We start from the raw sequence: 25,363 nt of genomic DNA, 5'->3' as shown, positions 1-25,363 counted from the left end.
GCATGCGCTAGGGCCGCGCGGGCGGCAGTTGCCCGTCGCTGTCGCGCACCTCGACACTCCCCAGCCCGAGCGGCTGCAGCTGCGGCAGGATGCGCTTGCGGTCGCCGACCGCAACCACGACCATCTTTTCCGGCACCAGGTGCTTGCGCGCCGCCGCCTGCACCTGGCCTGCAGTGACGGCGGACAGCTGGCCGGGAAGGCGCGCGTAATAGTCGAGCGGCAGGCCGTACACGAAGATTTCGGCCAGGCTGGCGCCGATGTCGGCATTGGTCTCGAAGGCCCCCGGCAGCGAGAGCACCTGTGCATCGCGCGCAGCCGTCAGCTCGGCGGACGACAGCGGCGCGTTGCGCATCGCATTCACCTCCTTGAAGATCTCGCGCACCGAGTCCCCGGTGGACTCGACCTGCACGCTGCCGGCAATGACGAAGGGACCCGGCGTGCGGTCGTAGCGGAAGTGCGAGGAGATGCCGTAGGTGTAGCCCTTGGTTTCGCGCAGGTTGTTGTTGAGGCGGCTGGAGAACATGCCGCCCAGCGCGCCGTTCATGACCTGCAGCGCCGCGAAGTCGTCGGTGTCGCGCGCCACGCCGATGCTGCCGACACGCAGCGCGGTTTGCGCCGCACCCGGCTGGTCGACCAGCACCAGGCGCGCCCGCGTGCCCGCCGGGTCTGCGCTGCCGCCGGCCGGCGCCTCGCCCCGCGGCCAGGCCGCGAAGCGCGCTTCCACCAGCGCCTTCAGCTCGGCGCGCCCGATGTCGCCCGAGACCACCAGCGCTGCGTTTTCCGGCACGTAGTGGCGGCGCCAGAAGGCCACCAGGTCGTCGCGCGTCACGGCGCGGATCGCCGGCTCGGTGCCGAGCTGGCCGTAGCCCTTCGGGTGGCCGCTGCCGTACAGCGCACCCAGCGCGGCGACGGCCGCCACGGCTTCGGGATCGTCGCGCTGCTGGATCAGGTCCCCGACCCGGTCGGCGCGCTGGCGCTCGACTTCCGCAGTGGGGAAGGCGGGGCGCAGCACGACGTCGGCCAGGATGTCGAGCGCCGGGGCGAAGGTCGAGCGCAGCGACAGCAGCGCCACGGTGGAGGCGTCGGCGCCGCTGCCGGTGTCGAGGAAAGCGCCGAGCTGCGCGATCTCGTCGGCGATCTGCGGCGCGCTGCGGGTGGCCGTGCCTTCTTCCAGCATCTGGGCCGTGAAGCCGGCCAGGCCGGGCAGGTCGTCCGGGTTGGCGGCACTGCCGCTGCGCACCACCAGCTCGGCCGACACCAGTGGAATGCCAGGCTTGTGGTGGTGGATCACGGTCAGGCCGTTAGCCAGCTTGAAGCTGTCGCCCTGCGGCAGCGTGAAGCGTGGCGCCGGGCCGGGCTTGGGTTGTTGTGCGCGCCAGGATTCGGGCGTGTTGATTGCTTCGATGGCGGCCGGCTTGGCTTTCGGCGCTTTTGCTTTGGACACACGTGGGTCGTCGATGACCGGCTTGCCCGGCAGGCCGGTGACCACGGCGCGCGCCTGCCTGGCCAGGTAAGTGCGGACCGCGCGCTGCACGTCCGCCGGGGTGATCTGGCGCAGGCGCGCGACGTCCTTGGCGAGGTAGCCGGGGTCGCCCGTGTACTGGTTGTAGTGGTTGAGCTGGTCCGCCAGGCCGTCGCCGCCCAGCTTTTCGATGGTGCTCAGGAGCGCGGTCTCGAGGCTGTTGCGGGCGCGTTCGACTTCGCGCTGCGAGGGACCGTGCTCGCGCAGCTCGGCCAGCTCAAGGTCGATCGCCGCCTCGATCTCGCGCGCCTCGTGCCCAGGGCGCGCGGTGACGTCGATCACGAAGGTCGAGGTGAGGCCCTGGGAATTCTGGCTGGCGTCCACGTCTTGCGCGATCTGGCGCTCGTAGACCAGCTTCTTGTACAGGCGGCTCGACTTGCCGCCGCCGAGGATTTCCGCCGCCACCGCCAGCTCGGCGTCGCCCGGCTGGTAGGCCGGGGGCGTGAGCCAGCCCATGAACACGCGCGGCAGCTCGATGCGGTCGTGCACGACCACCCGGCGCTCGCTGGTGATCGGCGGGGTGACGACCTTCGGGCGTGCAACGGGCGGGCTGCGCCGGAAGCTGCCGAAGTAGCGCTCGACCAGGGCGCGCGTCTTCGCCTTGTCGATGTCGCCGGCGATCACGATGCTGGCGTTGTTCGGGCCGTAGTAGCTGGCGAAGAACTGGCGCACGTCTTCCAGCTTCGCGTTCTGGATGTCGGCATGCGAACCGATGATCGAGGCATAGTAGGGGTGGCCCTTGGGGAACAGGGCATGGGCCAGCGCCTCGTGCACCAGGCCGTAGGGTTCTTCCTCGACCGTCTGGCGGCGCTCGTTGCGCACCACATCCTGCTGGTTCTTGAGCGCCTTGTGGTCGATCACGTCGAGCAGGTAGCCCATGCGGTCGGCGTGCACCCACAGCGCCAGCTCCAGCTGGTTCGAGGGCACGGTGTCGTAGTAGGCGGTCTGGTCGTAGCCGGTGCCGCCGTTGCTGTCGGTGGCGCCGGCGCCTTCCAGCAGGCGGTCGGCCATGCCGCGCGGGATGTGGCGGGTCTGCGCGAACATCAGGTGCTCGAACAGGTGGGCGAAACCGGTCAGGCCCGGCGCTTCGTTGGCGGGGCCGACGTGGTACCAGATGTTGACCGCCACGATCGGCAGGCGCCGGTCTTCGACCAGGATCACCTGCAGGCCGTTGGGCAGGGTGGTTTTTTCAAAGGCGACGGTGGGCAGCGGCGCCGGCGCGGGTTCGGCGCCGGTAGTTGGTGTAGAGGTTGTCAGCATCAAAATAGCAAAGAGCAGCCAGAGGAGTTTCATCTCGTGCTCCGGTCAGTGGCAGGTGGCACGTCCATGGTCGAGCGTGGCGCCCGCCGGCACGCGGCCGGGGTCGGCCGGCAGGAAGCGCCACTCGTAGGCGCCGTCCAGCAGGCGCAGCGCGAGGACGCCATCATAACTGGCTTCGCGCACTTCGCTGTGCGCGGTGAGCTGGAGGAAGGGCGTGGCGTAGGCGCCGCCGGTGCCGACCACGAACTGGCGCAGCCCGTGCGCACGGTCGAGCCGGCCGTCGGCATCCTGGGGCGCGAAGCGCTCATAGTCGTGGTCGTGGCCGGACAGGACGACTTCGGCGCCGGCCTGGTGGAGCAGGGCAAAGGCGTCGCGCATGCGGCCGGGGCCCAGGTGTCCGCCCGAGGTGTACAGCGGGTGGTGCCAGAAGGCGAGGGTGCAGGCAGCGCTCTGGCGCGCCAGCTCGGCGCGCAGCCAGTCCATCTGGGCGGCGTGGGCCGCACCGGTCAGGTTGCTGTCGAGCGAGATCACCAGCCAGCTGCCCAGCCGCAGGCTGTAGTAGCCCTTGCCGGCGCGTGCGCCGAAATAGGCGAAATAGGGTTTGGCCCCTGGCGTCAGGTATTCGTGGTTGCCGGGCGTGGGCCAGGTGCGCTCGCGAAAGCGCCCCCAGGTCGGGCCGTAGCAGCGTTCGAATTCGGCTGCCGTGCCCTTCGGGTAGGTGTGGTCGCCCAGGCTCAGCACCGCGGCCTGCGGGTCGGTGCGCAGCAGGCCTTCCACCAGCGTGGCGGTGGCGGCGGCGCCCGACCAGCGCGGGTCGGGATGCTTGCAGCGGGCGATGTCGCCGGCCGCGTAGACCGTATAGACCGCGGCCGGCGCCCCGGCGGACGCTGCGAGCAGCGCCAGGGCGCCCAGCAGGCGCGGCGCCATCCGGATCATGGCCGGCGCCCGGCTGTTATTCAATGAAGCGCAGCAGCCCCTGCAGCGCATGCGCCACGGTCTGTTCGCGCACCGCCTGGCGGTCGCCCTGGAACACCAGGCGTTCGGTATAGGTCGTGTCGCCGCGCGCCCAGCCGAAGCAGACCGTGCCCACGGGTTTGCCCGGCACCGCGCCGGTCGGGCCGGCGATGCCGGTGGTCGACACCGAGACGTCGGCCGTGCTGTTGGAGAGCGCCCCTTCGGCCATCTTGCCGGCCACTTCCTCGCTCACCGAGCCGAATTGCGCGATGAGCGCGGCCGGCACGTCCAGCAGCTCGGTCTTGGAATGGTTGGAGTAGGTGACGAAGCCGCAGTCGAACCAGCCGGTGGAGCCCGGGATTTCGGTGATCGCCTGGGACACCCCACCCCCGGTGCAGGACTCGGCGGTGGCCAGCACCAGGCGCTTGGCCTCGAGCGCCCGGCCGACTTTGCTTGCAAGTTCTAGAATATCGTTCGTCACGTGAGGCTCCTTTGGATGCGGATGGGCGATGCCGGGTTGGCGCACGCGGGCGCGCTTTCATTCTAGCGCGGTCGTGCCGTACTGACGCATAAAGCGTGCACGAAAAGCCTCAGGCGCCTGTACCCGCCTTGCATGATGTATTGACGGTGATCGTGAATAGTTCCGTGCGACATGACACGAAGCGGTCGGCTATGCTGTCAGCGCCGCCGCATGCGACCGGTGCGCACCGACCCCGGTCGGTCTTCCTTATTTCTGTTTTCTGTAGGACCCTGGATGCCGCTCGAACGACATGCGCGTGACCGGATGGGGCCGGCGCAGGTGGGCGGCACTGCCGCCACGGCGCTCCCTGCTTTTTTCCGGCCGATGGACCGGCATTGCCGCGCCAGCGGCGCCCGCTCGCCCATCCGGCCCGCGCCGGAGGCCGCATGATCCGGGGCCGTTCGATCCGAAGCAAGCTGGTCAGGGCGGTGATGGCGACCACGCTGGTCGCGCTGCTGGTGTCGGTGGCGATCATCATCTTCTACGACCTGCGCAGCTACCACCGCAGCCTGCTCAACGACCTCGCCACCCAGGCCGAGCTGGTCGGGCACATGACCTCGGCCGCGCTGACCTTCGACGATCCGCGCCTGGCCAACGAGAACCTGGCGCTGCTGCGCACCCGTCCGCAGGTGCGCGCCGCCGCCATCTACGACGCCAACGGCGAACTGTTCGCCTCCTACCGTGCGGCGGGCGAAACGCGGGTGCTGCCGCAGACCCTGTCCGGGGCGCCCTCGACCAATGGGGACGACCTGGTCATCCTCCAGCGCATCGTCGAAAACGGCGATACCCTCGGCACCGTCTACCTGCGCGCCGAGAACCGCCTGCTGCAGCGCACCCTGGACTATCTCAGCATCGCGGCCCTGGTGACCCTGCTGGCGATGGGCGTGGCCTACCTGGTGATGCGCCGCATGGGACGGGCGCTGACGGCGCCGATCGTGGCCATCACCGAGATCGCGCGCGACGTCGTCGCCACCCGCGACTATTCGCGCCGCGCGCCGCGCATCAGCAACGACGAGGCGGGGGAGCTGGTCGATTCCTTCAATGCCATGCTGCTCGAGATCGAGGGCCGCACCCGCGAGCTGGAAACCTCGAGCAGCGAGATCGCGCGCGAGGTGGCCGAGCGCTCGCGCGCCCAGCAGGAAGTCATGCGCCTGAACGAACAGCTCGAGCAGCGCGTCGACGAACGCACCCTGCAGCTGGCGCTGGCCAACGCCGAACTGGCGAATGCGATCGAGGAGGCGCGCAGCGCCAACCAGGCGAAATCCGCCTTCCTCTCCTCGATGAGCCACGAACTGCGCACGCCGCTCAACGCCATCCTCGGTTTCGCCCAGATCCTGACCTCCGACACCCTGCCGTCAACGCTGGAGCAGAAGAAGGAATTCGCCAACCACATATTGAAGAGCGGCCGCCACCTGCTCACCCTGATCAACGAGATCCTCGACCTGGCCAAGGTGGAGTCGGGCACCGTGACGCTGTCGATGGAGCCGGTGGCCCTGAGCGACACGCTGATGGAGACCCGCACCATGGTCGAGCCGATCGCGGCCGCCCGCGGCGTGCGCGTGCTGTTCCCCGAGACGCCAGGGGCGGTAGTGCTGGCCGACCGCACGCGCCTGAAACAGGTCTTGCTCAACCTGCTGTCGAATGCGGTCAAGTACAACCGCGAGTCCGGCGCCGTGGTGGTGAGCTGCGAGCAGGTGGCGCCGACCCGGCTGCGCCTGTCGGTGCAGGACACCGGCGCCGGCCTCTCTGCCGAGCAGGTGGCGGCCCTGTTCCAGCCCTTCAACCGGCTCGGCCAGGAGGGCGGCAGCCAGGAAGGCACCGGCATCGGCCTGGTGGTAACCAAGCGCCTGGTGGAGCTGATGGGTGGCGAGATCGGCGTGTCCAGCAGCCCGGGCGTGGGCAGCGTGTTCTGGATCGAGCTGGCCACCACGGCGCCGCTGGCCGCGCCGGCGGCGGACAGCGCGCCGGGCGACACGCCTGACGTGCAGACCGTGCCGGAAGACGGCGCACCGCATTTGATACTCTATGTGGAAGACAACCCGGCCAACCTGCGCCTGGTGGAAGAGATCGTGCGCTTCCGCGCCGACCTGCGCCTGCTGTCGGCGCTCGACGGCCACGTCGGCCTGTCGCTGGCGCGCGCCCACCTGCCGGAGATCATCCTGATGGACCTGAACCTGCCGGGCATGAGCGGGATCGAGGTGCTCAAGCAGCTGCGCGCCGACCCGCTCACCGCCACCATTCCGGTCATCGCCCTGACCGCCAATGCCATGCCGCGCGACATCGAGCGCGGCATGGCCGCGGGTTTCACCCGCTACCTGACCAAACCGATCGACATCGACAAGTTCACCGAAGCGATCAACAGTACGCTGGCCCAGCTCCGCGCCCAGGCGGGTGCAGGACACATGGCGCCGGCCGAAAGGAAGGCCGAATGATTTCACTGAACGACATCCGCCGCGCGCGCATCCTCGTGGTGGACGACGAACCCGTCAACGTCCAGCTGCTCGAATACCTCCTGAAAACCACGGGGTACGAGAACGTGTCGAGTACCTATGACCCGCGCCAGGTAGTGTCGATGCACCTGAAGCACCGCTACGACCTGATCATCCTCGACCTGCACATGCCGGGCATGGATGGCTTCGACGTCATGGAGGCCCTGAAGCCGCTCGAAAGCGATTCCTGGCTGCCGGTGCTGGTGGTGACGGCCGAGCCGGACAAGAAGCTGGCCGCGCTGGAAGCCGGCGCGCGCGACTTCATCGGCAAGCCCTTCGATACCGTCGAGGTGATGACGCGCATCCGCAACCTGCTCGAAGTACGCCTGCTGCACCGCGAATCGCAGGACTACGGCGTGCAGCTGGAACGCGAAGTGCGCGAGCGCACCGCCGAGCTGGCGCGCTTCCGTGGGGCGATGGACGCCACGCCCGACGCGATCTTCCTGATCGACACCGCCAGCATGGCGATGGTCGACGTCTCCGACGGCGCCTGCCGCATGCTGGGCTTTTCGCGTGACGCGCTGCTGCGCATCGATCCGGTGGCCCTGGGCCTGGCCACGCGCGAACTGCTCGAGCGCCACCTGGCGGCCGACCTGCCGCTCCGGCTGTCCACGGAGGAGGGCGAGGACGGCAAGGTGGAGTTCGGCGCGCTGCCGGGCGACATCGTCGAGACCGAACTGCTGCGCGCCGGCGGCGCCGGTGCGGTGGCGGTGGAAATCAGCTGGAAGCTGCAGGACCTGGGCAAGAGCCGGATGCTGATCGCGGTGGCGCGCGACATCAGCGAACGCCTGCATGCGCAGGAACGGATGCGCCACATGGCCAGCTACGACGCGCTGACCGGCCTGCCGAACCGCACCCTGTTCTTCCAGAACCTGCGCGAAGCCATCGAGCTGGCGCGCGACAAGAACTGGCGCGTGGCGGTCATGTGCATCACGCTCGACCGCTTCAAGATCATCAACGATTCGCTCGGCACCGCACGCGGCGACGAGCTGCTGGGCCAGTTCAGCACGCGCCTGGTGCGGGTGGTGCGCCTGCGCGACACGGTGGGGCGCCTGGGCGGCGACGAATTCGCCCTGTTCCTGACCATGACCCGCGACCAGCAGGAAGCGGTGAGCGTGGCCAACGAGATCCGCGAGACCCTGCGTGCGCCCTTCGACCTGCACGGCCAGCAGGCAGCGCTGACGGCCAGCATCGGCATCGCCATGTATCCGGAGGATTCGACCGAACCGGGCGCCCTGGTCAAGTATGCCGACACGGCGATGGTACGGGCCAAGGAAGCGGGGCGCGACGGCTACCGCTTCTTCACCGCCGGCATGAACGTGCAGGTGCTGGCGCGCCTCGACCTCGAGCTGGCGCTGCGCGGCGCGCTGGAAGGCGGGCAGTTCGTGCTGTACTACCAGCCCAAGCTGGAACTGAATACCGGCCGGGTATCGGGCGTGGAAGCGCTGCTGCGCTGGAACAGACCCGGCTTCGGCCTGGTCTACCCCGCCGAGTTCGTCCCGATCATGGAAGAGACCGGGCTGGTGGTGCGGGTTGGCGAGTGGATCGTCGACGAGGCCTGCAGGCAGATCGCGGATTGGCATGCGCAAGGGGTGCGCGACGTGCGGGTGGCGGTGAACGTGTCGAGCCGCCAGTTCGTCGAGGGCGACCTGGAAGGCGTGATCCGCGCCGCGCTGGACAAGCATGGGGTGGAGCCGGGGCTGCTGGAGCTGGAGCTGACCGAGAGCGCGCTGATGTCGAACGCCGAACACACCATCGACGTGCTGGGGCGCCTGAAGGAACTCGGCATCCGCATCGCGATCGACGACTTCGGCACCGGCTATTCGTCGCTGGCCTACCTCAAGCGCTTCCCGATCGACAAACTGAAGATCGACATCGCGTTCGTGCGCGACATCGTGACCACGCCGGACGACGCGGCCATCGCGCTGGCCATCATCAGCATGGCGCACAGCCTGCACATGCAGGTGATCGCCGAGGGCGTCGAGACGCGCGCCCAGATGGCCTACTTGCGGCGCCACCGCTGCGACGAGATCCAGGGCTTCCACTTCTCGCGCGCCTTGCCGGCCGACGAACTGGCGCGCCTGGTGCAGGACAACCGCGCCCAGCCGGATCAGCCGCCGGCGCAGGACGACAAGGTGCAGACCCTGCTCATCGTGGACGACGACGTCAACGTGCTGACGTCGCTGCACCGCCTGTTCAGGCGCGACAACTACCGGGTGCTGACTGCCTCCTCACCGGCCGAGGGCTTCGAGCTGCTGGCGCTGTACCGGGTGCAGGTGATCGTGTGCGACCAGCGCATGCCGGTGATGAGCGGGACCGAATTCCTCAGCAAGGTCAAGGAGATGTATCCGGAGACGATCCGCATCATCCTGTCGGGTTACACCGGGGTGGAGTCGGTGCTCGATTCGATCAACCGCGGGGCGATCTACCGCTTCTATACCAAGCCCTGGCACGACCTGCAGCTGCGGGAGAATATCCGGCTGGCGTTCCGCCATTACTGGCTGACGTATGGGCCCTATGATGACCGCAAGACGCCGCGGGAAGAGGGGGAGAGTGCGAACGCTGGCTGACCGCGTGGGCAAGAAACTTGCCCACCCTACCGCGAGGCGATATTCGTAGGGTGGGCGGCTCGTCCGCCCACGGGTCAGCTGAAGTGATCCCACCCGCTCAGCTGGAGGTCGAGCGGCGTGCCTTGCGCATCCACGAAGCGCAGGCCCGGCGCCGCCTCGATCCGCCCGACCCGGCTGACGGCCGTGCCACTCACCCGTCCCGCCTCCAGCACCGCCTCGCGCTGCGTAGCCGGCGCCGTGAAGCACAACTCGTAATCGTCCCCACCCGCCGCCGTGAACCTGCGCCGCAGCGCGAGCGGCTGGCGCGCCAGCACCGGCCCGGCCGGCAGTGCGTCCACGTCCAGCGTCGCGCCCACCTTCGAGGCAACCAGGATATGCCCCAGATCGCCCACCAGCCCATCCGAGATGTCGAGCGCCGCGCGGGCAACCGGCAGCTCGGCCAGCGCCAGTCCCAGCGCCACGCGCGGCGTCGGCATGTGCATGCGCTGCGCCGCCCCGACATGGTCGTCGTCGGAAAGCGCCACTTCCTTCCAGTACCCCGCCAGCGCCAGGCGCGCATCGCCCAGCGTCCCCGAGATCCAGATGTCGTCGCCGACCTGCGCGGCGTCGCGCCGCAGCGCATGGCCGGGCGCCAGTTCGCCGAACACGGTAATGCAGATGTTCAGCGGCCCCTTGGTGGTGTCGCCGCCCACCAGTTCGCAGCCGTGTTCGTCGGCCAGCGCGAACAGGCCGCGCGAAAAGCCGTCCAGCCAGACCGGGTCGGCCGCGGGAAGGCTGAGCGCCAGCGTGAAGCCGACCGGGCGCGCGCCCATCGCCGCCAGGTCGGACAGGTTCACGGCCAGGCTTTTGTGGCCCAGCATGAAGGGATCGGCGCCGGCAAAGAAATGGCGGTCCTCGACCAGCATGTCGCTCGAGATCGCCAGCTGGCGGCCGGGCGCCGGGGTGAGCAGGGCGCAGTCGTCGCCGATGCCGAGGTCTGCCCGGCCGGGGCGTTCGCGCTTGAAGAACTGTTTGATGAGATCGAATTCGGAAAGCATGGAGAGATTGTAAACCTGCCGTTTAATTATTAGCTGAGCAAATTTCAGAGCTGTATTTATCAGCAAATCTTATAAAAGAAACGCTGCTTGTTGAAAATACGTAGCCTTTGTCAACTGCTCGTCTGATAAAATTGGAGGTTCCCCTCTAGTTTCAGGAAGGCTGCCAGGCATGGACTCGTCATCGGACAAGAAAGAAGAATTGCGTCAACAACTGCGTGCTGCAGCACTCGAATATCACCAGATTCCCCGCCCCGGCAAGATCAGCGTGACCCCGACCAAGGGCCTGCTGAACCAGCGCGACCTGGCGCTGGCCTACTCGCCGGGCGTCGCCGCGCCTTGCGAAGAGATCGTCAAGGACCCGGCCAACTCGTACAAGTACACTGCGCGCGGCAATCTAGTCGCCGTGATCTCGAACGGCACCGCCGTCCTCGGCCTGGGCAACATCGGCCCGCTGGCCTCGAAGCCGGTCATGGAAGGCAAGGGCGTGCTGTTCAAGAAGTTCGCCGCGATCGACGTGTTCGACATCGAGATCAACGAAAACGACCCGGACAAGCTGGTCGACATCATCGCTTCGCTCGAGCCTACTTTTGGGGGCATCAACCTCGAGGACATCAAGGCGCCCGAGTGCTTCTACATCGAGCGCAAGCTGCGCGAGCGCATGAAGATCCCGGTCTTCCACGATGACCAGCACGGTACCGCGATCATCGTCGGCGCCGCGATCCTGAACGGCCTGAAAGTCGTCAACAAGGACATCAAGAACTGCAAGCTGGTGGTGTCGGGCGCCGGTGCGGCCGCGCTGGCCTGCCTCGACCTGATCGTCGACCTCGGCTTCCCGATCGAGAACATCTTCGTCACCGACCTGGCCGGCGTGGTCTACAAGGGCCGTGCCGAGCTGATGGACCCGGACAAGGAGCGCTTCGCCCAGGAGACCGAGCACCGTTCCCTAGCCGACGTGATCCCGGGCGCCGACATCTTCCTCGGCCTGTCCGCCGGCGGCGTGCTGAAGCAGGACATGGTCAAGACCATGGCCGCCAACCCGCTGATCCTGGCGCTGGCCAACCCGAATCCGGAAATCCTGCCGGAAGACGTCAAGGCGGTGCGCGGCGACGCCATCATCGCGACCGGCCGTTCGGACTACCCGAACCAGGTCAACAACGTCCTGTGCTTCCCCTACATGTTCCGCGGCGCCCTGGACTGCGGCGCGACCACCATCACCCGTGAGATGGAAATCGCGGTGGTGCATGCGATCGCCGACCTGGCCCACGCCGAGCAGTCGGACATCGTGGCTTCGGCCTACGGCATCGCCAACCTCTCCTTCGGTCCGGAATACCTGATCCCGATGCCTTTCGATCCGCGCCTGCTGACCCACATCGCTCCGGCGGTGGCCAGGGCCGCGCAGGAAGGCGGCGTCGCCACCCGCCCGATCGCGGACATGGAAGCCTACGCCGAGAGCCTGCAGCAGTTCGTGTACCGCAGCGGCACCTTCATGAAGCCGCTGTTCTCGGTGGCCAAACAGGCGCCCATGGAAGCCAAGCGCATTGTCTACGCGGAAGGCGAAGACGAGCGCGTGCTGCGCGCGGTGCAGGTGGTGGTCGACGAGAAGCTGGCTCGCCCGATCCTGGTCGGCCGCCCGGCGGTGCTGGAAAAGCGCATCGAGAAATTCGGCCTGCGCCTGAAACTGGGCCAGCACGTCGACGTGATCAACCCCGACTTCGACGAGCGCTATCGCGAATACTGGCAGGCCTACTACGACCTGGGCATGCGCAAGGGCGTGACGGTCGACATGGCCAAGCTCGAGATGCGCCGCCGCCACACCCTGATCGGCGCCATGATGGTCAGGAAGGGCGATGCCGATGGCCTGATCTGCGGCACCTACGGCACCACCCAGATGCACCTGCACTACATCGACCAGGTGCTGGGCAAGCGCGAAGGCAGCAACGTGTATGCGGCGATGAACTTCCTGATCACCCCGGACCGCCAGCTGGCCATCGTCGACACCCACGTCAACGAGAATCCGAATGCGCAGGAACTGGCCGAGATCACGGTCATGGCGGCCGAGGAGATGGAACGCTTCGGCATCCAGCCGCGCGCAGCCCTGCTGTCGCACTCGAACTTCGGCACCTACAACAGCGAATCGGCGCGCAAGATGCGCTCGGTGCTGCCCCTGGTGCAGGCGGCCAAACCGGACCTGGAGATCGACGGCGAAATGCATGGCGACACCGCGATCGAAGCCAAGGTGCGCATGAAGATCATGCCGAATTCGGCGCTGAAGGGCGACGCCAACCTGCTGGTGATGCCGAACATCGACGCCGCCAACATCTCCTACAACCTGGTCAAGAGCGCCGCCGGCAACGGCATCGCGATCGGCCCGGTGCTGCTGGGATGTGCACGTCCGGTACACATCCTGACGCCGTCCTCGACCGTACGCCGTATCGTCAACATGACTGCGCTGTGCGTGGTGGACGCGGTGTCACAAAGGAACCAGGAAGCGAAGTAAATACGTTGGTGTAAGTAAGCACTGACATGTTGTGAAAACCACGCCTGATGCGGACGTTTGATCTGCATCAGGCGTGTTTGTCTCGGAGTTTCCCCATTTGTCGCCGCCCAAGTACAACGGTAACAAACCGTAAGCGGGCGACGTACCCCATCCGTTTCAGGGCATAATGTCGGGATAATATGTTGCTTTTATTGCAGCTATTTCTATTGTGCAAGGTGCACGACTTTCCCGCTCTGATACAATCCCGGCTGTCCTGAATATGCTAGCCCTCGGCGGCCGGTGAGACCATCTTCTAGAACCCAAGAATATGCAAACAACAAAAAGAGCCCTGATCACTGGCATTACCGGCCAGGATGGCGCCTACCTGGCGCAGATCCTCCTGGAAAAGGGTTACCACGTGACCGGCACCTTCCGCCGCTCCAGCTCGGTCAACTTCTGGCGCATCGAAGAGCTCGGCATCGACAAGCATCCGAACCTGGCGCTGGTCGAGTATGACCTGACCGACCTGTCCTCGAGCATCCGCCTGGTGGAAAGCAGCCAGCCGGACGAGGTCTACAACCTGGCGGCGCAGAGCTTCGTGGGCGTGTCCTTCGAGCAGCCGGTTACCACCGCCTCGATCACGGGGCTGGGCGCGGTCAACCTGCTGGAAGCGATCCGCATCGTCAACCCGAAGATCCGCTTCTACCAGGCCTCGACCTCGGAGATGTTCGGCAAGGTGCAGGCGATCCCGCAGGTGGAAGACACCCCGTTCTATCCGCGCAGCCCCTACGGCGTCGCCAAGCTGTACGCGCACTGGATGACCGTCAACTACCGCGAGTCCTACGGCATCTTCGGTTCCTCGGGCATCCTGTTCAACCACGAATCGCCCCTGCGCGGCCGCGAATTCGTCACCCGCAAGATCACCGACTCGGTCGCCAAGATCGTCCTGAACAAGCTCGACGTGCTCGAGCTGGGCAACCTCGACGCCAAGCGCGACTGGGGCTTTGCCAAGGAATATGTCGAGGGCATGTGGCGCATCCTGCAGGCCAATGATCCCGACACCTTCGTGCTGGCCACCAACCGCACCGAGACCGTGCGCGACTTCGTCACCATGGCCTTCAAGGGCGCCGGCATCAACGTCGAATTCACCGGCGAAGGCGAGAACGAAGTGGGTCACTGCGCCCGCACCGGCAAGGCCCTGGTGCGCGTGTCGCCCAAGTTCTACCGTCCTGCCGAAGTCGATCTCCTGATTGGCAACCCGGAAAAGGCTAAGCGCGTGCTCGGCTGGGAGCCGAAGACCTCGCTCGAAGAACTGTGCCAGATGATGGTCGACGCCGACCTGCGTCGCAACGAAATCGGATTCTCGTTCTAAATCATGGAACGTATGGCCACGGATGACATCCCGGCGTTCATCGGCGGGAGGGAAGGCGAAGGACGCCGCGCGCTCATCACGGGCCTGCGCGGTTTCACCGGTTACTACATGGCGCAGGAGCTCACGGCTGCCGGCTACCGTGTCTACGGCACCGTCATGCCGGGCGAGGAACTGGGACCGGACATCCATGCCATCGACCTGTGCGACCGCGATGCGGTGGCGCGCATGGTCGACGAGGTGCAGCCCGACGTGGTCGCGCACCTGGCCGGCATCGCCTTCGTGGCCCACACCAATGCCGAACTGATCTACCGCGTCAACGTGGTCGGCACGCGCAACCTGCTGGAGGCGCTGGCCAATGGCAAGCACCGCCCGACCAGCGTGCTGCTGGCCTCCTCGGCCAATATCTACGGCAATGCCAGCGTGCCCGTCATCGACGAAAACGTGCCGCCGGCGCCGGCCAACGACTACGCCGTCAGCAAGCTGGCCATGGAATACATGGCGCGCTTGTGGATGGACAAGCTGCCGATCGTCATCGCGCGCCCCTTCAACTACACGGGCATCGGCCAGGCCGAGAACTTCCTGCTGCCGAAGATCGTCTCCCACTTCCGCCGCAACGAGAAACGCATCGAGCTGGGCAACCTGGCGATCGCGCGCGACTTCTCCGACGTGCGCATGGTGGCGCGCGCCTACCGCCGCCTGATGGCCGTGGCCCCGAGCGGCGAAGCCTTCAACGTCTGCTCGGGATCATCGCACTCGCTGGCGAATCTCATCGACATGATGAGCGAGATCGCCGGCTACCACATCGACGTGCACGTCAACCCGGCCTTTGTCCGCGCCAACGACGTGCTCACGCTGTCGGGCAGCAACAGCAAGCTCACTGCCGTCATCGGCCAACTCGACCCGACGCCGCTGTCCGAGACGCTGCGCTGGATGTACCTGGCGTGAGTGGCGGCGGTCTCACCGTCGGACTCGGAACGACCATGATCGAACCGGGCCTGACCGGCGGCCGCCTCGACGGCATCGGCGTCTACACCCGCGCGCTGCTGCGCCACCTGCCGCGCACCGGCTGCACCGTGCTTCCCTACTCCTGGCCGCGCATGCGCTCGAGCGGGGAGGGCATCAGCATCGGCCAGCCCATGCCGCAATCCTTCGAGCACGCCTCGCTGGTCGACCTGGCCACGCCCGGTGCGCACCGCGTCCACATGCCGGCCGACCTGTTCCACGTTACCGATTACCGCATCGTGCGCATGGATTGTCCGGTGGTGGCGACCTTGCACGACGCGCTCCCCATCAAGTATCCCGAGTGGTGCAACCCACGCCTGCGCAGCGTCAAGAACTGGCTGCAGCGCAAGGCCACCGCCAAGGCCGACCACGTCATCGCGCTCTCGTACTTTGCGATCGATGAACTGGTCGAATGCTTCGGCGTGAACCCGAACCGCGTCTCCGTGGTCTACTGTGGCGTGGACGACGAATGGCTCACGCCGCCCGACGCGGAGGGTGTGGCCGCCACGCTCGCGGAATACAAACTGAATCCTGGCTATTTCCTCACCGTTGGTACGCTGCAGCCGCGCAAGAACGTCGAGCGCCTGCTCGACGCCTGGCTGCTGCTCCCCAAGCCATTGCGCGACGAGCGCGCCCTGGTCGTGGTCGGCGCGCGCGGCTGGCGCTGCGAGGCCCTGGTGGCCCGCCTGCAGGCCGCGCAGGCGGACAGCGAGAACGTGGTCTGGCTCGACAAGCTGACCGATTCGCAGGCGCTGCGCCACCTGTACGCGGGCGCCGGCGTGTTCGCCTTTCCTTCGCTGTACGAAGGCTTCGGCATTCCCGTGGTCGAAGCGTTTGCTTCGCGCGTGCCGGTGGTGGCCTCGAACGCCAGCTCGCTGCCGGAAGTCACGCAGGGCGCGGCGCTCGAGGTCAACCCGCTCGATACCACCCTGCTGGCCGAGGCGCTCGCGACCCTGGCCACCAACGCCGCCGAACGCGCGCGCTGCATTGCCGCCGGGCGTGCCCGGGCCGAACAACTGACCTGGCACGCCACCGCACGGCAGACCGCCGACGTGTACCGCGCCGTCCTTTCGCAGTAAGCTTCCAACATGCGTGTCCTTCATTTCTACAAGACGTATTATCCGGACTCGGTCGGCGGCATCGAGCAGGTGATCCGCCAACTGTGCGTCGGCACGACGCGCCTGGGCGTGACCAATACCGTGCTGTCGCTGTCGCGCCAGAAGGACCTGGCGCCGATCGCGTTCGACGGCCACACGGTGCACCGCGTGCCGCTGAATTTCGAGATTGCTTCGAATGCCTGTTCCTGGCAGGCGCTGGGCGCGCTGGCGCGCATGGCCGAGGAAGCCGACGTGGTGCACTACCACTTCCCCTGGCCCTTCATGGACCTGGCCCACTTCATGGCGCGCGTGAACAAGCCGAGCGTGGTCAGCTACCACTCCGACATCGTGCGCCAGAAGCGCTGGCTGCGCCTGTACCAGCCGCTCAAGTTCCGCTTCCTCGACAGCGTCGACGCCATCGTCGCGGCCTCGCCCAACTACCTCGAATCCTCGGCGGTGCTGGAGCGCTACCGCGACAAGGCCCGCGTCATCACCTATGGCCTCGATAAAGCCACCTACCCAAGCGTGGAACCCTGCCGCCTAGCGCACTGGCGCGCAAAACTGGGACCGAAGTTCTTCCTGTTCGTGGGCGTGCTGCGCTACTACAAGGGCCTGCACATCCTGCTGGAAGCGGCCCAGGGGCTGGACTATCCGATCGTGATCGTCGGCACCGGGCCGGAAGAGCAGGCGCTGAAGGAGCAGGCGGCGCGCCTGGGCCTGAAGCACGTGGTGTTCACGGGGGCGCTCGACGAAGCTGATAAAGCTGCCCTGCTGACACTGTGCTACGCGCTGGCCTTCCCCTCGCACCTGCGCTCGGAAGCCTTCGGCATCTCGCTGCTGGAAGGGGCGATGTACGGTAAACCCATGATCTCCTGCGAGATTGGCACCGGGACCACCTACATCAACCGCGCGAACGAGACCGGACTGGTGGTGCCGCCGTCCGATCCTGCCGCGCTGCGTGGCGCGATGCGTGCCCTGTGGGATGACCCGGAGCTGGCGCGCCGCATGGGCGTGCGCGCGGAACAGCGCTACCACGAGCTGTTCACCTCGGAACAGATGGCGGCGAGCTATACGGACCTGTATAGGGAGCTGGTGGCGCGCGGTGCGACCGCGAATGCCAGCGCCGGCGTGGGATTGGCGGGCCTGCCGCCGACCCGATAAAACACATGGCGCGGGCGGGCATTGCGCCCACCCGTGAAAAACCTCAAGCCTCGGCCCAGCGCTGCTGCACCGCCCGCACGGCCGGCATCTGTTCCAGGAACAGGTCGACCAGGGCCGGGTCGAAGTGGCGGCCCTTCTGCTCGCGCAGGAAATTCAGCGCTTCTTCTTCCGTCCACGCCTTCTTGTACGGCCGCTTCGAGGTCAGGGCGTCGAACACGTCGGCGATCGCCACGATGCGTCCCACCAGCGGGATCCCGTCGCCGCGCAGGCCGTGCGGGTAGCCGCTGCCGTCGTACTTCTCGTGGTGGGTCAGCGCGATCTGCGAGGCCAGCGCCAGCATGCCGCCCTCGTGCTCGCCAATGATCTCGGCGCCGATCGTCACGTGGCTCTGCATGATCTTCCATTCGTCCGGGTCCAGCGGTCCCGGTTTCTGCAGGATGCGGTCGGGAATGCCGATCTTGCCGACGTCGTGCATCGGCGCCGCGTGCAGCAGGTCGTCCGCTTCCGCCTCGCTCATGCCGGCGGCAATGCCCAGGATGCGCGAGAAGTGGCTCATGCGGATCACGTGCAGGCCGGTCTCGTTGTCCTTGTATTCGGCCGCCAGGCCGAGGCGCTGGACGATTTCCAGGCGCGTCGCGCGCAGCTCTTCCATGCGCACCAGCGACAGGTGGGTGCGCACGCGCGCGCGCACGATCGGCGGGCTGACCGGCTTGGTGATGTAGTCCACCGCGCCGGCCTCGAAGCCTTCCAGCTCGTCGGCGGTGTCGGTCAGGGCGGTCACGAAGATCACCGGAATCGCTGCGGTGGCAGGATTGGCCTTGAGCGCCGCGCATACTTCGTAGCCGGACATCCCCGGCATCATCACGTCGAGCAGCACCAGGTCGGGACTTTCCTGGCGCGCCAGCTCGAGCGCGCGCGCGCCGTCCTTGGCGAACAGCAGGCGGTAATGGTCTTGCAGGATCTGGCGCAGCAGTTGCAGGTTGCTGGCCTCGTCGTCGACCGCCAGGATCAGCGGCCGGTTGTTCGGTTGGGTCATGCCGATGTGCTTCCTAATACGTCCTGTGAAACATCCTCGCCCAGCGTGGCCATCACGGCTTCCAGCTGTTCGAGGGCGGAGTCGAATTCGAAGTCGCCGATCGCGCCCTGGATCTGGGCGACGCGCGGCGCGACCGGGTGGCCGGCCAGCGCCGCCGCCAGGCCGGCCAGGGCAGCGTCGTCGAGGGCGCCGCGGCGCAGGGCCTGCAGCAGCACGCCGCCGGCGCGGCGCGCGCGCGCCAGGTCATACGGAGCCGCTTGCGGCGCGGCGGTCGGCTGCGGGCTGCTGGCGCGGATCGCGCCCAGGGCCTCGGCCAGGGCGGCGCTGGAGGCTTCCAGCGCGCCCGCGGCTTCCCGTTCGTCGGTCGGCACGGTGTTCGCGGCCTGTTCCAGCCTGGACAGCGCGTCCGACAGCTGTTCCAGGCCGACGTTGGCGGCCACGCCGCGCACCTTGTGCGCCAGCATGCGCAGTTCCTGGTGCGCGCCGCCGGCCGCATGCATCTGCAGCGTGGCGGCAAGGTCGGCGTACTGGCGGCCGAAGTGCTCGAGAGCCTCGGCGTAGACGTCGGTCTTGTCGGCCCAGCGGTGCAGGCCAACGCGGCGGTTCAGCACCTCGCGCGGTGCGACCGGCGCGGCGATTGCATCCTTGTCGCCCTGCTGCTGGTCCAGGCCCAGCACGCGCGCGATCTCATGCGACAGGCTGAACCAGTCGACCGGCTTGGTCGCGAAGCCGTCCATGCCGACTTCCACGCTGGCGCGGCGGTGTTCGGCCAGCACGCTGGCGGTCATCGCGATCACCGGCGTACGGCGTTTGCCGGTGGCCGCTTCGTGCGCGCGGATCGCGCGCGTGGCGGACAGGCCGTCCAGCTGCGGCATCTGGAAGTCCATCAGGATCAGGTCGAACTCGCCGCTAGTGGCCTGTTCCAGCACGGCGGCGCCGTCCGGCACCGCGATCAGGCTGTGGCCGCGACGCGCCAGCAGCAGCTGCAGCAGTTCCAGGTTCTGCGGCACGTCGTCGGCCGCCAGCACCCGCAGCGGCGGCAGCACGGCGGCGCTGCGCACGCGCGGCGCCTGGCTGGCGAAGCGCGCCAGCACCAGCGGCAGGCGCACGTGGAAGGTGGTGCCCTTGCCCAGTTCGCTTTCGGCCCAGATCTTCCCGCCCATCAGCTCGACCAGCTGCTTGCTGATCGTGGTGCCCAGGCCCGTGCCGCCGAAGCGGCGCGTCATCGAGGCGTCGGCCTGGGTGAACGGATCGAAGATCGCCTCCAGGCGCTCGGGCGCAATGCCGATGCCGGTGTCGCTCACCGCGATGCACAGCTGGTCGCCATCGGCACTCACGCGCAGCGTCACCGTGCCCTGCGGGGTGAACTTGATCGCGTTGTCGAGCAGGTTGGTCAGCACCTGGCGCACGCGCAGCTCGTCGCCGCGCAGGCCGGTCGGCAGGGCCGGGTCGTAGTGGATGTCGAGATGCAGGCCCTTGGCGCGCGCATTCGCCGCCAGGGTCGAGGACAGTTCGTCGATCAGCGACAGCAGGTTGTAGTCGTTCTGTTCCAGCTCCACCGCGCCCTTTTCCAGCTTGGCGGTGTCGAGGATCTCGTTCAGCAGGCGCAGCAGGGCGCGGCCGGCGTTGCGGATGGTGTCGAGGTGGCGCCGCTGTTCCTTGTTCAGCTCACCGTCGAGCAGGACGTCGGTGAAGCCGAGGATCGAGTTCATCGGCGTGCGGATCTCGTGGCTCATGTTGGCCACGAAGGTAGCGCGCGCGGCGGCGGCCTGCTCCGCCTTGTCCTTGGCTTCGCGCAGCGCTTCTTCCATCATGCGGCGCTCGGTGATGTCGAGGATGACGCCGTCCAGCCAGACGACCTCGCCGGCATCGTTGCGCGCGCCGCTGCCGTTCTCCCACATCCAGCGCACGCTGCCGTCACGGTGCAGCAGGCGGTATTCGATCAGGTAAGGGCGGTCCTCGCGCAGCGCCTCCGCGATCTTCGCGTTGATCTCGACGCGGTCGGTGGCGTGGATCAGGTTGCCGAATGCGCGGCGCGGCGGGTCGCCCACGAAGTCGGCGGCCGGATAGCCGGTGACGCGTTCGACCGCATCGCTGATGAAGACCATCGGCCAGTCGCCCGCCAGGGTGCTGCGGAAGGAAATGCCGGGGATGTTGCCGATCAGGGAGCGGAACTGCGCTTCGCTCGCGTGCAGCGCCTGCATGATGGCGCGGCGTTCGCTGATGTCGGTGATGAAGCAGACGAACAGGTCCTGCTGGCCCAGGCGCGCGTGGCCGATCGCGCGCCGGATCGGCACCAGGCTGCCGTCCTTGCGCTTGCCCATGATCTCGCTGCTGCCGGACAGCGCCGGCGTGTAGCCGTCGGTGATCAGGCCGAGCAGGCCGTCGTGCGAGGCGCTGTCGTCATCGGCGATCAGGAGGCTGGCGCTGCGGCCGACGATCTCGTTGCGCTGCCAGCCGAAGATGCGCTCGGCCGAGGCGTTGAATTCGCTGATGGTGCCGTCGCGCGCGATGGTGATCACGCCGTCCACCGTGGTGGTGAGCAGGGCGCGCATCCAGGCTTCGCTGCGCTGCAGGTCGAGGAACATCTGGCGGTAGCGCAGCAGGCCGTTGGCGCCGACCACCAGGCCGGTGAAGATGACGGTGATGAGCGAGATCGCGATGGCGAGGAAGGCGCTGTTGGAGGAACCGACGCCGCCCGGCTCGACCTGGCCGACAAAACGGGCGGCGGCCATGCCGGTGTAGTGCATGCCGGCGATGGCGCAGCCCATCACGACCGCCGCCAGCAGCAGGCGGCGCGATTCGCTCATCGAGGAAAAGCGCGTCAAACCGTAACGGACGCCGAGCGCCAGGGTGGCCAGCACCACGGCGACCACGATCGACAGCGCGAACATGGCCGGGTCGTAGCGCAGCTGCAGGCTCATCTGCATGCCGGCCATGCCCGAGTAGTGCATGACGCCGATGCCGGCGCCGACCACGACGCCGCCCACCAGCAGGCCCGCCGGGCCGAGGCGCTGGCGCGAAATCAGTGCCAGCGCCACCGCCGAGGCGCCGATGCTGGGCAGGGCCGACAGGATGGTGACGAAGGGATCGTAGGTGATCGGCGTGCACAGGTTAAAGGCGAGCATGCCGATGAAGTGCATGGCCCAGACGCCGGCGCCGAGCGCCAGGCTGCCGCTGGCGAGCACGATCACGCGATGGGTACGGCTGGCGGCCGCCTGGCCCGCGATCTGCAGGCCCATCCAGGACGAGAAGATGGCGATCAGGACCGACAGCAGCACGAAGCGCGGTTCATAGACGCCAAAGGTGAGCAGCGACGGATTGTCCGGAACCGAAAATAATTGCAGCATGGGCAGCTTTACGCGGTAATGGGCTGGAAAGCGCCCAGGGAAGGTCTCAGCAGTATCGCATTTCCGATAGGGAAAGTCTCGTTGATCACAGGCATCACCCGGGTTTGTCACGCAAATGTGTCGCGCATAAACCACCGCTAACTGACATGCATTGCAGAAAAAATACCGGTGGTGCTAACCTGCATCCAAAGAGTAGCTTTACGAAGCATGTCATTCATTCGATATCTCGCATTTGCCATCGCTGTTACCAGCGGATTTGCCAGCGCCGCTGTGCAGTCCGTGCCGGTAGCCAGGCCGCGTCTTTACATCACGACAGAAACCTCGGCGCCTTCCAGCATGCAGGAAGGGACGAGGGTGATCGGCATCGCCACCGACAAGGTGCGCGAAGCGATGCAGCGCGCCGGCGTCGACTACAGCATCGAACTGCTGCCCTGGAAGCGCGCCTATCTGGCCGCGCTGCAGCGTCCGGATGCCTGCGTGTATTCGACCTCGCGCACGCCGGAGCGCGAGAAGTCGTTCAAGTGGGTCGGCCCGACGGATATCGGCCAGTGGGTCATGATGGCGCGCGCCGACCACAAGCTGACACTTCGCAGCCTCGACGATGCCCGCGGCCTGCGCATCGGCACCTATAACGGCGACGCCCGCGATGCCTATCTGCGCGCACGCGGCTTCCGGGTCGACGCCGCCAATGAAGATATCGCCAACGCGGGCAAGCTGTTGCTCGACCGGATCGACCTGTGGGCGGCCAGCCTGCGCACCGGCAGCACCATCCTGACCCGCTACGGTTACGACAAGAAGATCGTACCGGTGCTGGTGTTCAATCGCATCGAGCTCTACCTGGCTTGCAACCCGGGCGTGCCGGACAGCGTCGTCGACCGCCTGAACGCAGCCTTCGCCGCCATCGCGCGCGACGGTACCGGGCGCCGCATCGAACGCAGTTACGAGAATTGGGGACAGCCGATGCGCCTGCCGTGAGCAGGACTGGCAGCAGCTGGGCAGCGGCCTTGCTGCAAGGTGTAAATTTTTCCGACGGTCAAACCAGGGTCAAACGACGGTCAGGCGCGAGCGCGTCAGGCTGCGCCGTCTTATGCGATCGCCGCTGGCGATGCGTTGCTTGGGGATGGTGCCTCCGGCCGGAATCAGAAATCTATTGCAATCATGTAGTTAGAGAGCCGATGCGTAAATCGCGCGTCGTGTAAGAAAATTTGCGCGTGGCTAGTGACAAACTAACTGTTTGTATTCAAGCAATTTTGGTATGCTCGTAATTTTCGGTTGGGAGAATCGATGCGACGTTCAACACTTATACAAGCGGTGGGGCAACTTGCTTATGCACTCAAGGCATCTGAAATAGTCAATGCTATCCGAGTTGACCATAAGACTATAGGGCCCATATTGCAGGCTCTGAATGCATATTCGATCTTGGCGAGTTCTTTTACGGACGAAGCTCGTAAGATCGCACAAATTTTTGACTTGGACAGGCTACACGTGCCAGAGGCATGGAGTGAAATTCTGGAAGGGACGTCGGCCTCAGCGAGACGTTCGCTGTATATGCAGATTCAGAACGTCCAGCGAACACTTCCTCAGATATTAGCTTTATTAACTCAAGATCAACCTGTAGCCAGTACTAGTCCGGACATAAGTAGTCCGAAATCTAAGGACTCGCTTAGCTTATTGCGTGTAGTACTGGTTGAAGAGAACGAGCATTTTTCTACAGCGCGTCGAGTAATCGATGCACTCGATGCATGTCAGGAGATGTACACCGCGCTTGCAGCTTTAAACGATCTGCATTCAGTACCACTCGGGATTGGTGCAATCGATTCTGGTAGTGATAAATCATTTGATTTATTCGGTGCTGCAGAGCTGATCAAGCAGTTGAATCAACTGATTCTCACAATTTGGGACTTAGTGGTTTTCCATAAAGAACGCAAAGCCGGTCGGAGTCTTGAGTTGATTGCTAACTCATTACCGATTCTTGCGGAGATTTCACAACTTGAAGCTGATGGTAAGCTTGGTAGGGAACAGGCAGAAATCATCCGTCGCGGGATTGTCGATGGAGCTACTAAATTTTTGGGAACGGGAACAATAACCGAGGGGATGGAGCGAATCTCTTCCACTAATCCACGCGTCCTAATGGCACCAGAACCTAGGCTTCTCACCGGTCCTGACCCACAACCGCCGGTTCAGCACGAAGAATCGAGTTACAGTCGCCAAACAGAACGGGATCAAAAGAGCGAACTATCAGATTCGGAGCTATTGAGGCTGGCTGCCCTGTTAAAGAGAAATTCAAACGACAAAGCTAGCGATGGTGATGACTATAGTGATGGGAATAGCGACGGGAACCAAATCGAATAGGACTAGCTATCACATTTAAAAAGCGACGAAAAGCCACTAATCGGTGGCTTTTCGAATGTTCGAATTCAATTTTCGTTTGGTACTTCATTATCCATCCCCACACGTCCTTCGTGCGGTACCTTGCGTGACCTCTACCGACACCTCTTTCTCATAGCGGTCGAAGCATCGCCGACCGTTCGCCCCGCCTGCATTCCAGTGGCCTTGCTAGAGCGGATATCCGCCTCGCGTGCTGTAGCTTATGCGACTGCTTCGGCCTTAGTAGAAAATATTTTTTGATTCTCTGACCCCATGGATCGCTACCTCGGCGCGCCATCCAGTTGGCCGCTTTGCATATGAAGCCACGCTCTAAACTTCTGCTGAGTAGTTTCGTGCGTAATTATTGCGTAAATCGTGCGTTATGAGTGGGGAGATAAAGCGAGAAAATGCGGGAAAGTGTAGAAAGCCTTTCGGCCCGTCGCGCCTCCTAAGTAACTGTTCTTACTTAGGAAGCGGAAAAATGCGGTGTGTTGCGTCGGGTGTTGTTGGTGCCTCCGGCCGGAATCGAACCGGCACGCCTTTCGGCGCTTGATTTTGAGTCAAGTGCGTCTACCAATTCCGCCACAGAGGCCCGATAGCAGGCGCGCATCTTAGCACATCGAATGTACGGCTGACCAGTATTGTGCTTCGCTGCGCGCCGTGTGCGGCTCAGCAGGCCATGCGCTGCTGTAGCAGGCGCAGGCTGCCCACCGGGCCGACCACCTGCAGCTGGTGCTCCTGCACCGCCACTTCGATCGACCCTTCGCGCCCGCGCAGCCAGGGCTGGGGCCGGAAATAGCTGATGCGATCCGGGTTGGAGTCGGTGCGGCGGTAGCCGAGCGAAACGAGGGCTTCGTCGAGCGTGCCGATCATGTGGTGGGCATCGAAACGGGTGCGCATTTCGAAGCGGCCCGGGCCCATCATGGCCACGGGCATCAGCCCGCCGACCAGGGCCGGCAGCACGATGAAGGGCAGCGGCGTCTCCGGATCGATGGCGTGCAGCACCAGCATCAGGAGCGGCAGGCCGAGGGCCACGGTAAGGGCCCAGGGGAACAACTGACGCCAGGTGGCGGGACGGCGCAGGAAAGAGGGCCGTTCGCGAATCCGTACAATTTCCGAAAAGGTAACGCTTTTCATGGTATCTCCTCGC

The 25,363-nt window shown here is 65.7% G+C and carries 16 protein-coding genes and 1 tRNA gene; 9 read left to right on the top strand and 8 right to left on the bottom strand.

What is annotated here, in order from left to right:
- Positions 1-7: 7 nt before the first annotated feature.
- Genes LK542_RS14685 through LK542_RS14675 form a run of 3 tightly spaced genes read right to left on the bottom strand, consistent with a single transcriptional unit; the run spans position 8 to position 4,217 of the window.
- Entirely contained in the window at positions 8-2,782 is a 2,775-nt protein-coding gene (locus tag LK542_RS14685) for a pitrilysin family protein (protein WP_227812461.1), read from the bottom strand.
- 45 nt (positions 2,783-2,827) lie between these two features.
- Positions 2,828-3,718 carry a metallophosphoesterase gene (locus LK542_RS14680; protein ID WP_227812460.1) on the bottom strand — a complete coding sequence of 297 codons (891 nt, stop codon included), beginning with the start codon at positions 3,716-3,718 and terminating at the stop codon, positions 2,828-2,830.
- Between the two features lie 16 nt (positions 3,719-3,734).
- Positions 3,735-4,217, bottom strand: coding sequence for a nicotinamide-nucleotide amidohydrolase family protein (locus LK542_RS14675; protein WP_227801867.1), 483 nt, complete (start codon positions 4,215-4,217; stop codon positions 3,735-3,737).
- Positions 4,218-4,642: 425 nt separating this feature from the next.
- Between LK542_RS14675 and LK542_RS14670 the strand changes: the two genes are divergently transcribed.
- Positions 4,643-6,688, top strand: coding sequence for an ATP-binding protein (locus LK542_RS14670; protein ID WP_227812459.1), 2,046 nt, complete (start codon positions 4,643-4,645; stop codon positions 6,686-6,688).
- Entirely contained in the window at positions 6,685-9,315 is a 2,631-nt protein-coding gene (locus LK542_RS14665; protein WP_227801864.1) for an EAL domain-containing protein, read from the top strand. The genes LK542_RS14670 and LK542_RS14665 overlap by 4 nt, the downstream gene beginning before the upstream one ends.
- 74 nt (positions 9,316-9,389) lie before the next feature.
- Here LK542_RS14665 and thiL read toward each other — a convergent pair whose 3' ends face one another.
- The gene (gene thiL, locus LK542_RS14660) at positions 9,390-10,352 is read right to left on the bottom strand and encodes a thiamine-phosphate kinase (protein ID WP_227812458.1); all 963 of its coding nucleotides are present in this window, start codon (positions 10,350-10,352) and stop codon (positions 9,390-9,392) included.
- 169 nt (positions 10,353-10,521) lie between these two features.
- Here thiL and LK542_RS14655 point away from each other — a divergent pair, with 169 nt between their 5' ends.
- The 5 genes from LK542_RS14655 (at position 10,522) to LK542_RS14635 (ending at position 17,460) form a co-directional block, all read left to right on the top strand.
- Positions 10,522-12,849, top strand: coding sequence for an NADP-dependent malic enzyme (locus LK542_RS14655; RefSeq protein ID WP_307728971.1), 2,328 nt, complete (start codon positions 10,522-10,524; stop codon positions 12,847-12,849).
- A 307-nt stretch (positions 12,850-13,156) separates the two neighbouring features.
- Positions 13,157-14,200, top strand: coding sequence for a GDP-mannose 4,6-dehydratase (gmd, locus tag LK542_RS14650; RefSeq protein ID WP_227801862.1), 1,044 nt, complete (start codon positions 13,157-13,159; stop codon positions 14,198-14,200).
- A gap of 3 nt (positions 14,201-14,203) precedes the next feature.
- Positions 14,204-15,145 (top strand): GDP-mannose 4,6-dehydratase, encoded by a 942-nt coding sequence (locus LK542_RS14645; RefSeq protein ID WP_227812457.1) that lies wholly within the window; start codon positions 14,204-14,206, stop codon positions 15,143-15,145.
- A 35-nt stretch (positions 15,146-15,180) separates the two neighbouring features.
- A complete protein-coding gene (locus LK542_RS14640; protein ID WP_227812456.1) occupies positions 15,181-16,281 on the top strand; it encodes a glycosyltransferase family 1 protein in 1,101 nt (366 codons plus the stop codon).
- A 9-nt stretch (positions 16,282-16,290) separates the two neighbouring features.
- Positions 16,291-17,460, top strand: a complete 1,170-nt coding sequence (locus LK542_RS14635; RefSeq protein WP_227812455.1) for a glycosyltransferase family 4 protein — start codon at positions 16,291-16,293, stop codon at positions 17,458-17,460.
- Positions 17,461-17,503: 43 nt separating this feature from the next.
- On the opposite strand, the gene LK542_RS14630 is transcribed toward LK542_RS14635, so the two are convergent.
- Complete coding sequence (locus LK542_RS14630) at positions 17,504-18,496, bottom strand: two-component system response regulator (RefSeq protein ID WP_227812454.1); 993 nt, start codon at positions 18,494-18,496, stop codon at positions 17,504-17,506.
- On the bottom strand, positions 18,493-21,846 hold the full coding sequence (locus LK542_RS14625; protein ID WP_227812453.1) for an MHYT domain-containing protein: 3,354 nt from the start codon (positions 21,844-21,846) through the stop codon (positions 18,493-18,495). The genes LK542_RS14630 and LK542_RS14625 overlap by 4 nt, the downstream gene beginning before the upstream one ends.
- 207 nt (positions 21,847-22,053) lie before the next feature.
- Here LK542_RS14625 and LK542_RS14620 point away from each other — a divergent pair, with 207 nt between their 5' ends.
- The gene (locus tag LK542_RS14620; protein ID WP_267877551.1) at positions 22,054-22,821 is read left to right on the top strand and encodes an ABC transporter substrate-binding protein; all 768 of its coding nucleotides are present in this window, start codon (positions 22,054-22,056) and stop codon (positions 22,819-22,821) included.
- 309 nt (positions 22,822-23,130) lie between these two features.
- The gene (locus LK542_RS14615) at positions 23,131-24,198 is read left to right on the top strand and encodes a hypothetical protein (protein WP_227812452.1); all 1,068 of its coding nucleotides are present in this window, start codon (positions 23,131-23,133) and stop codon (positions 24,196-24,198) included.
- Between the two features lie 522 nt (positions 24,199-24,720).
- On the opposite strand, the gene LK542_RS14610 is transcribed toward LK542_RS14615, so the two are convergent.
- Together LK542_RS14610 and LK542_RS14605 are read right to left on the bottom strand one after the other, a co-directional pair.
- Positions 24,721-24,805, bottom strand: a tRNA-Leu gene (locus tag LK542_RS14610).
- Positions 24,806-24,882: 77 nt separating this feature from the next.
- Entirely contained in the window at positions 24,883-25,350 is a 468-nt protein-coding gene (locus LK542_RS14605; protein WP_227801851.1) for a hypothetical protein, read from the bottom strand.
- Between the last annotated feature and the right edge of the window lie 13 nt (positions 25,351-25,363).

This window comes from Massilia sp. IC2-477 (genome assembly GCF_020707265.1).
In the GTDB taxonomy this organism is placed as follows: Bacteria; Pseudomonadota; Gammaproteobacteria; order Burkholderiales; family Burkholderiaceae_D; genus Telluria.
This window is presented reverse-complemented; position numbering and strand designations above follow the sequence as displayed.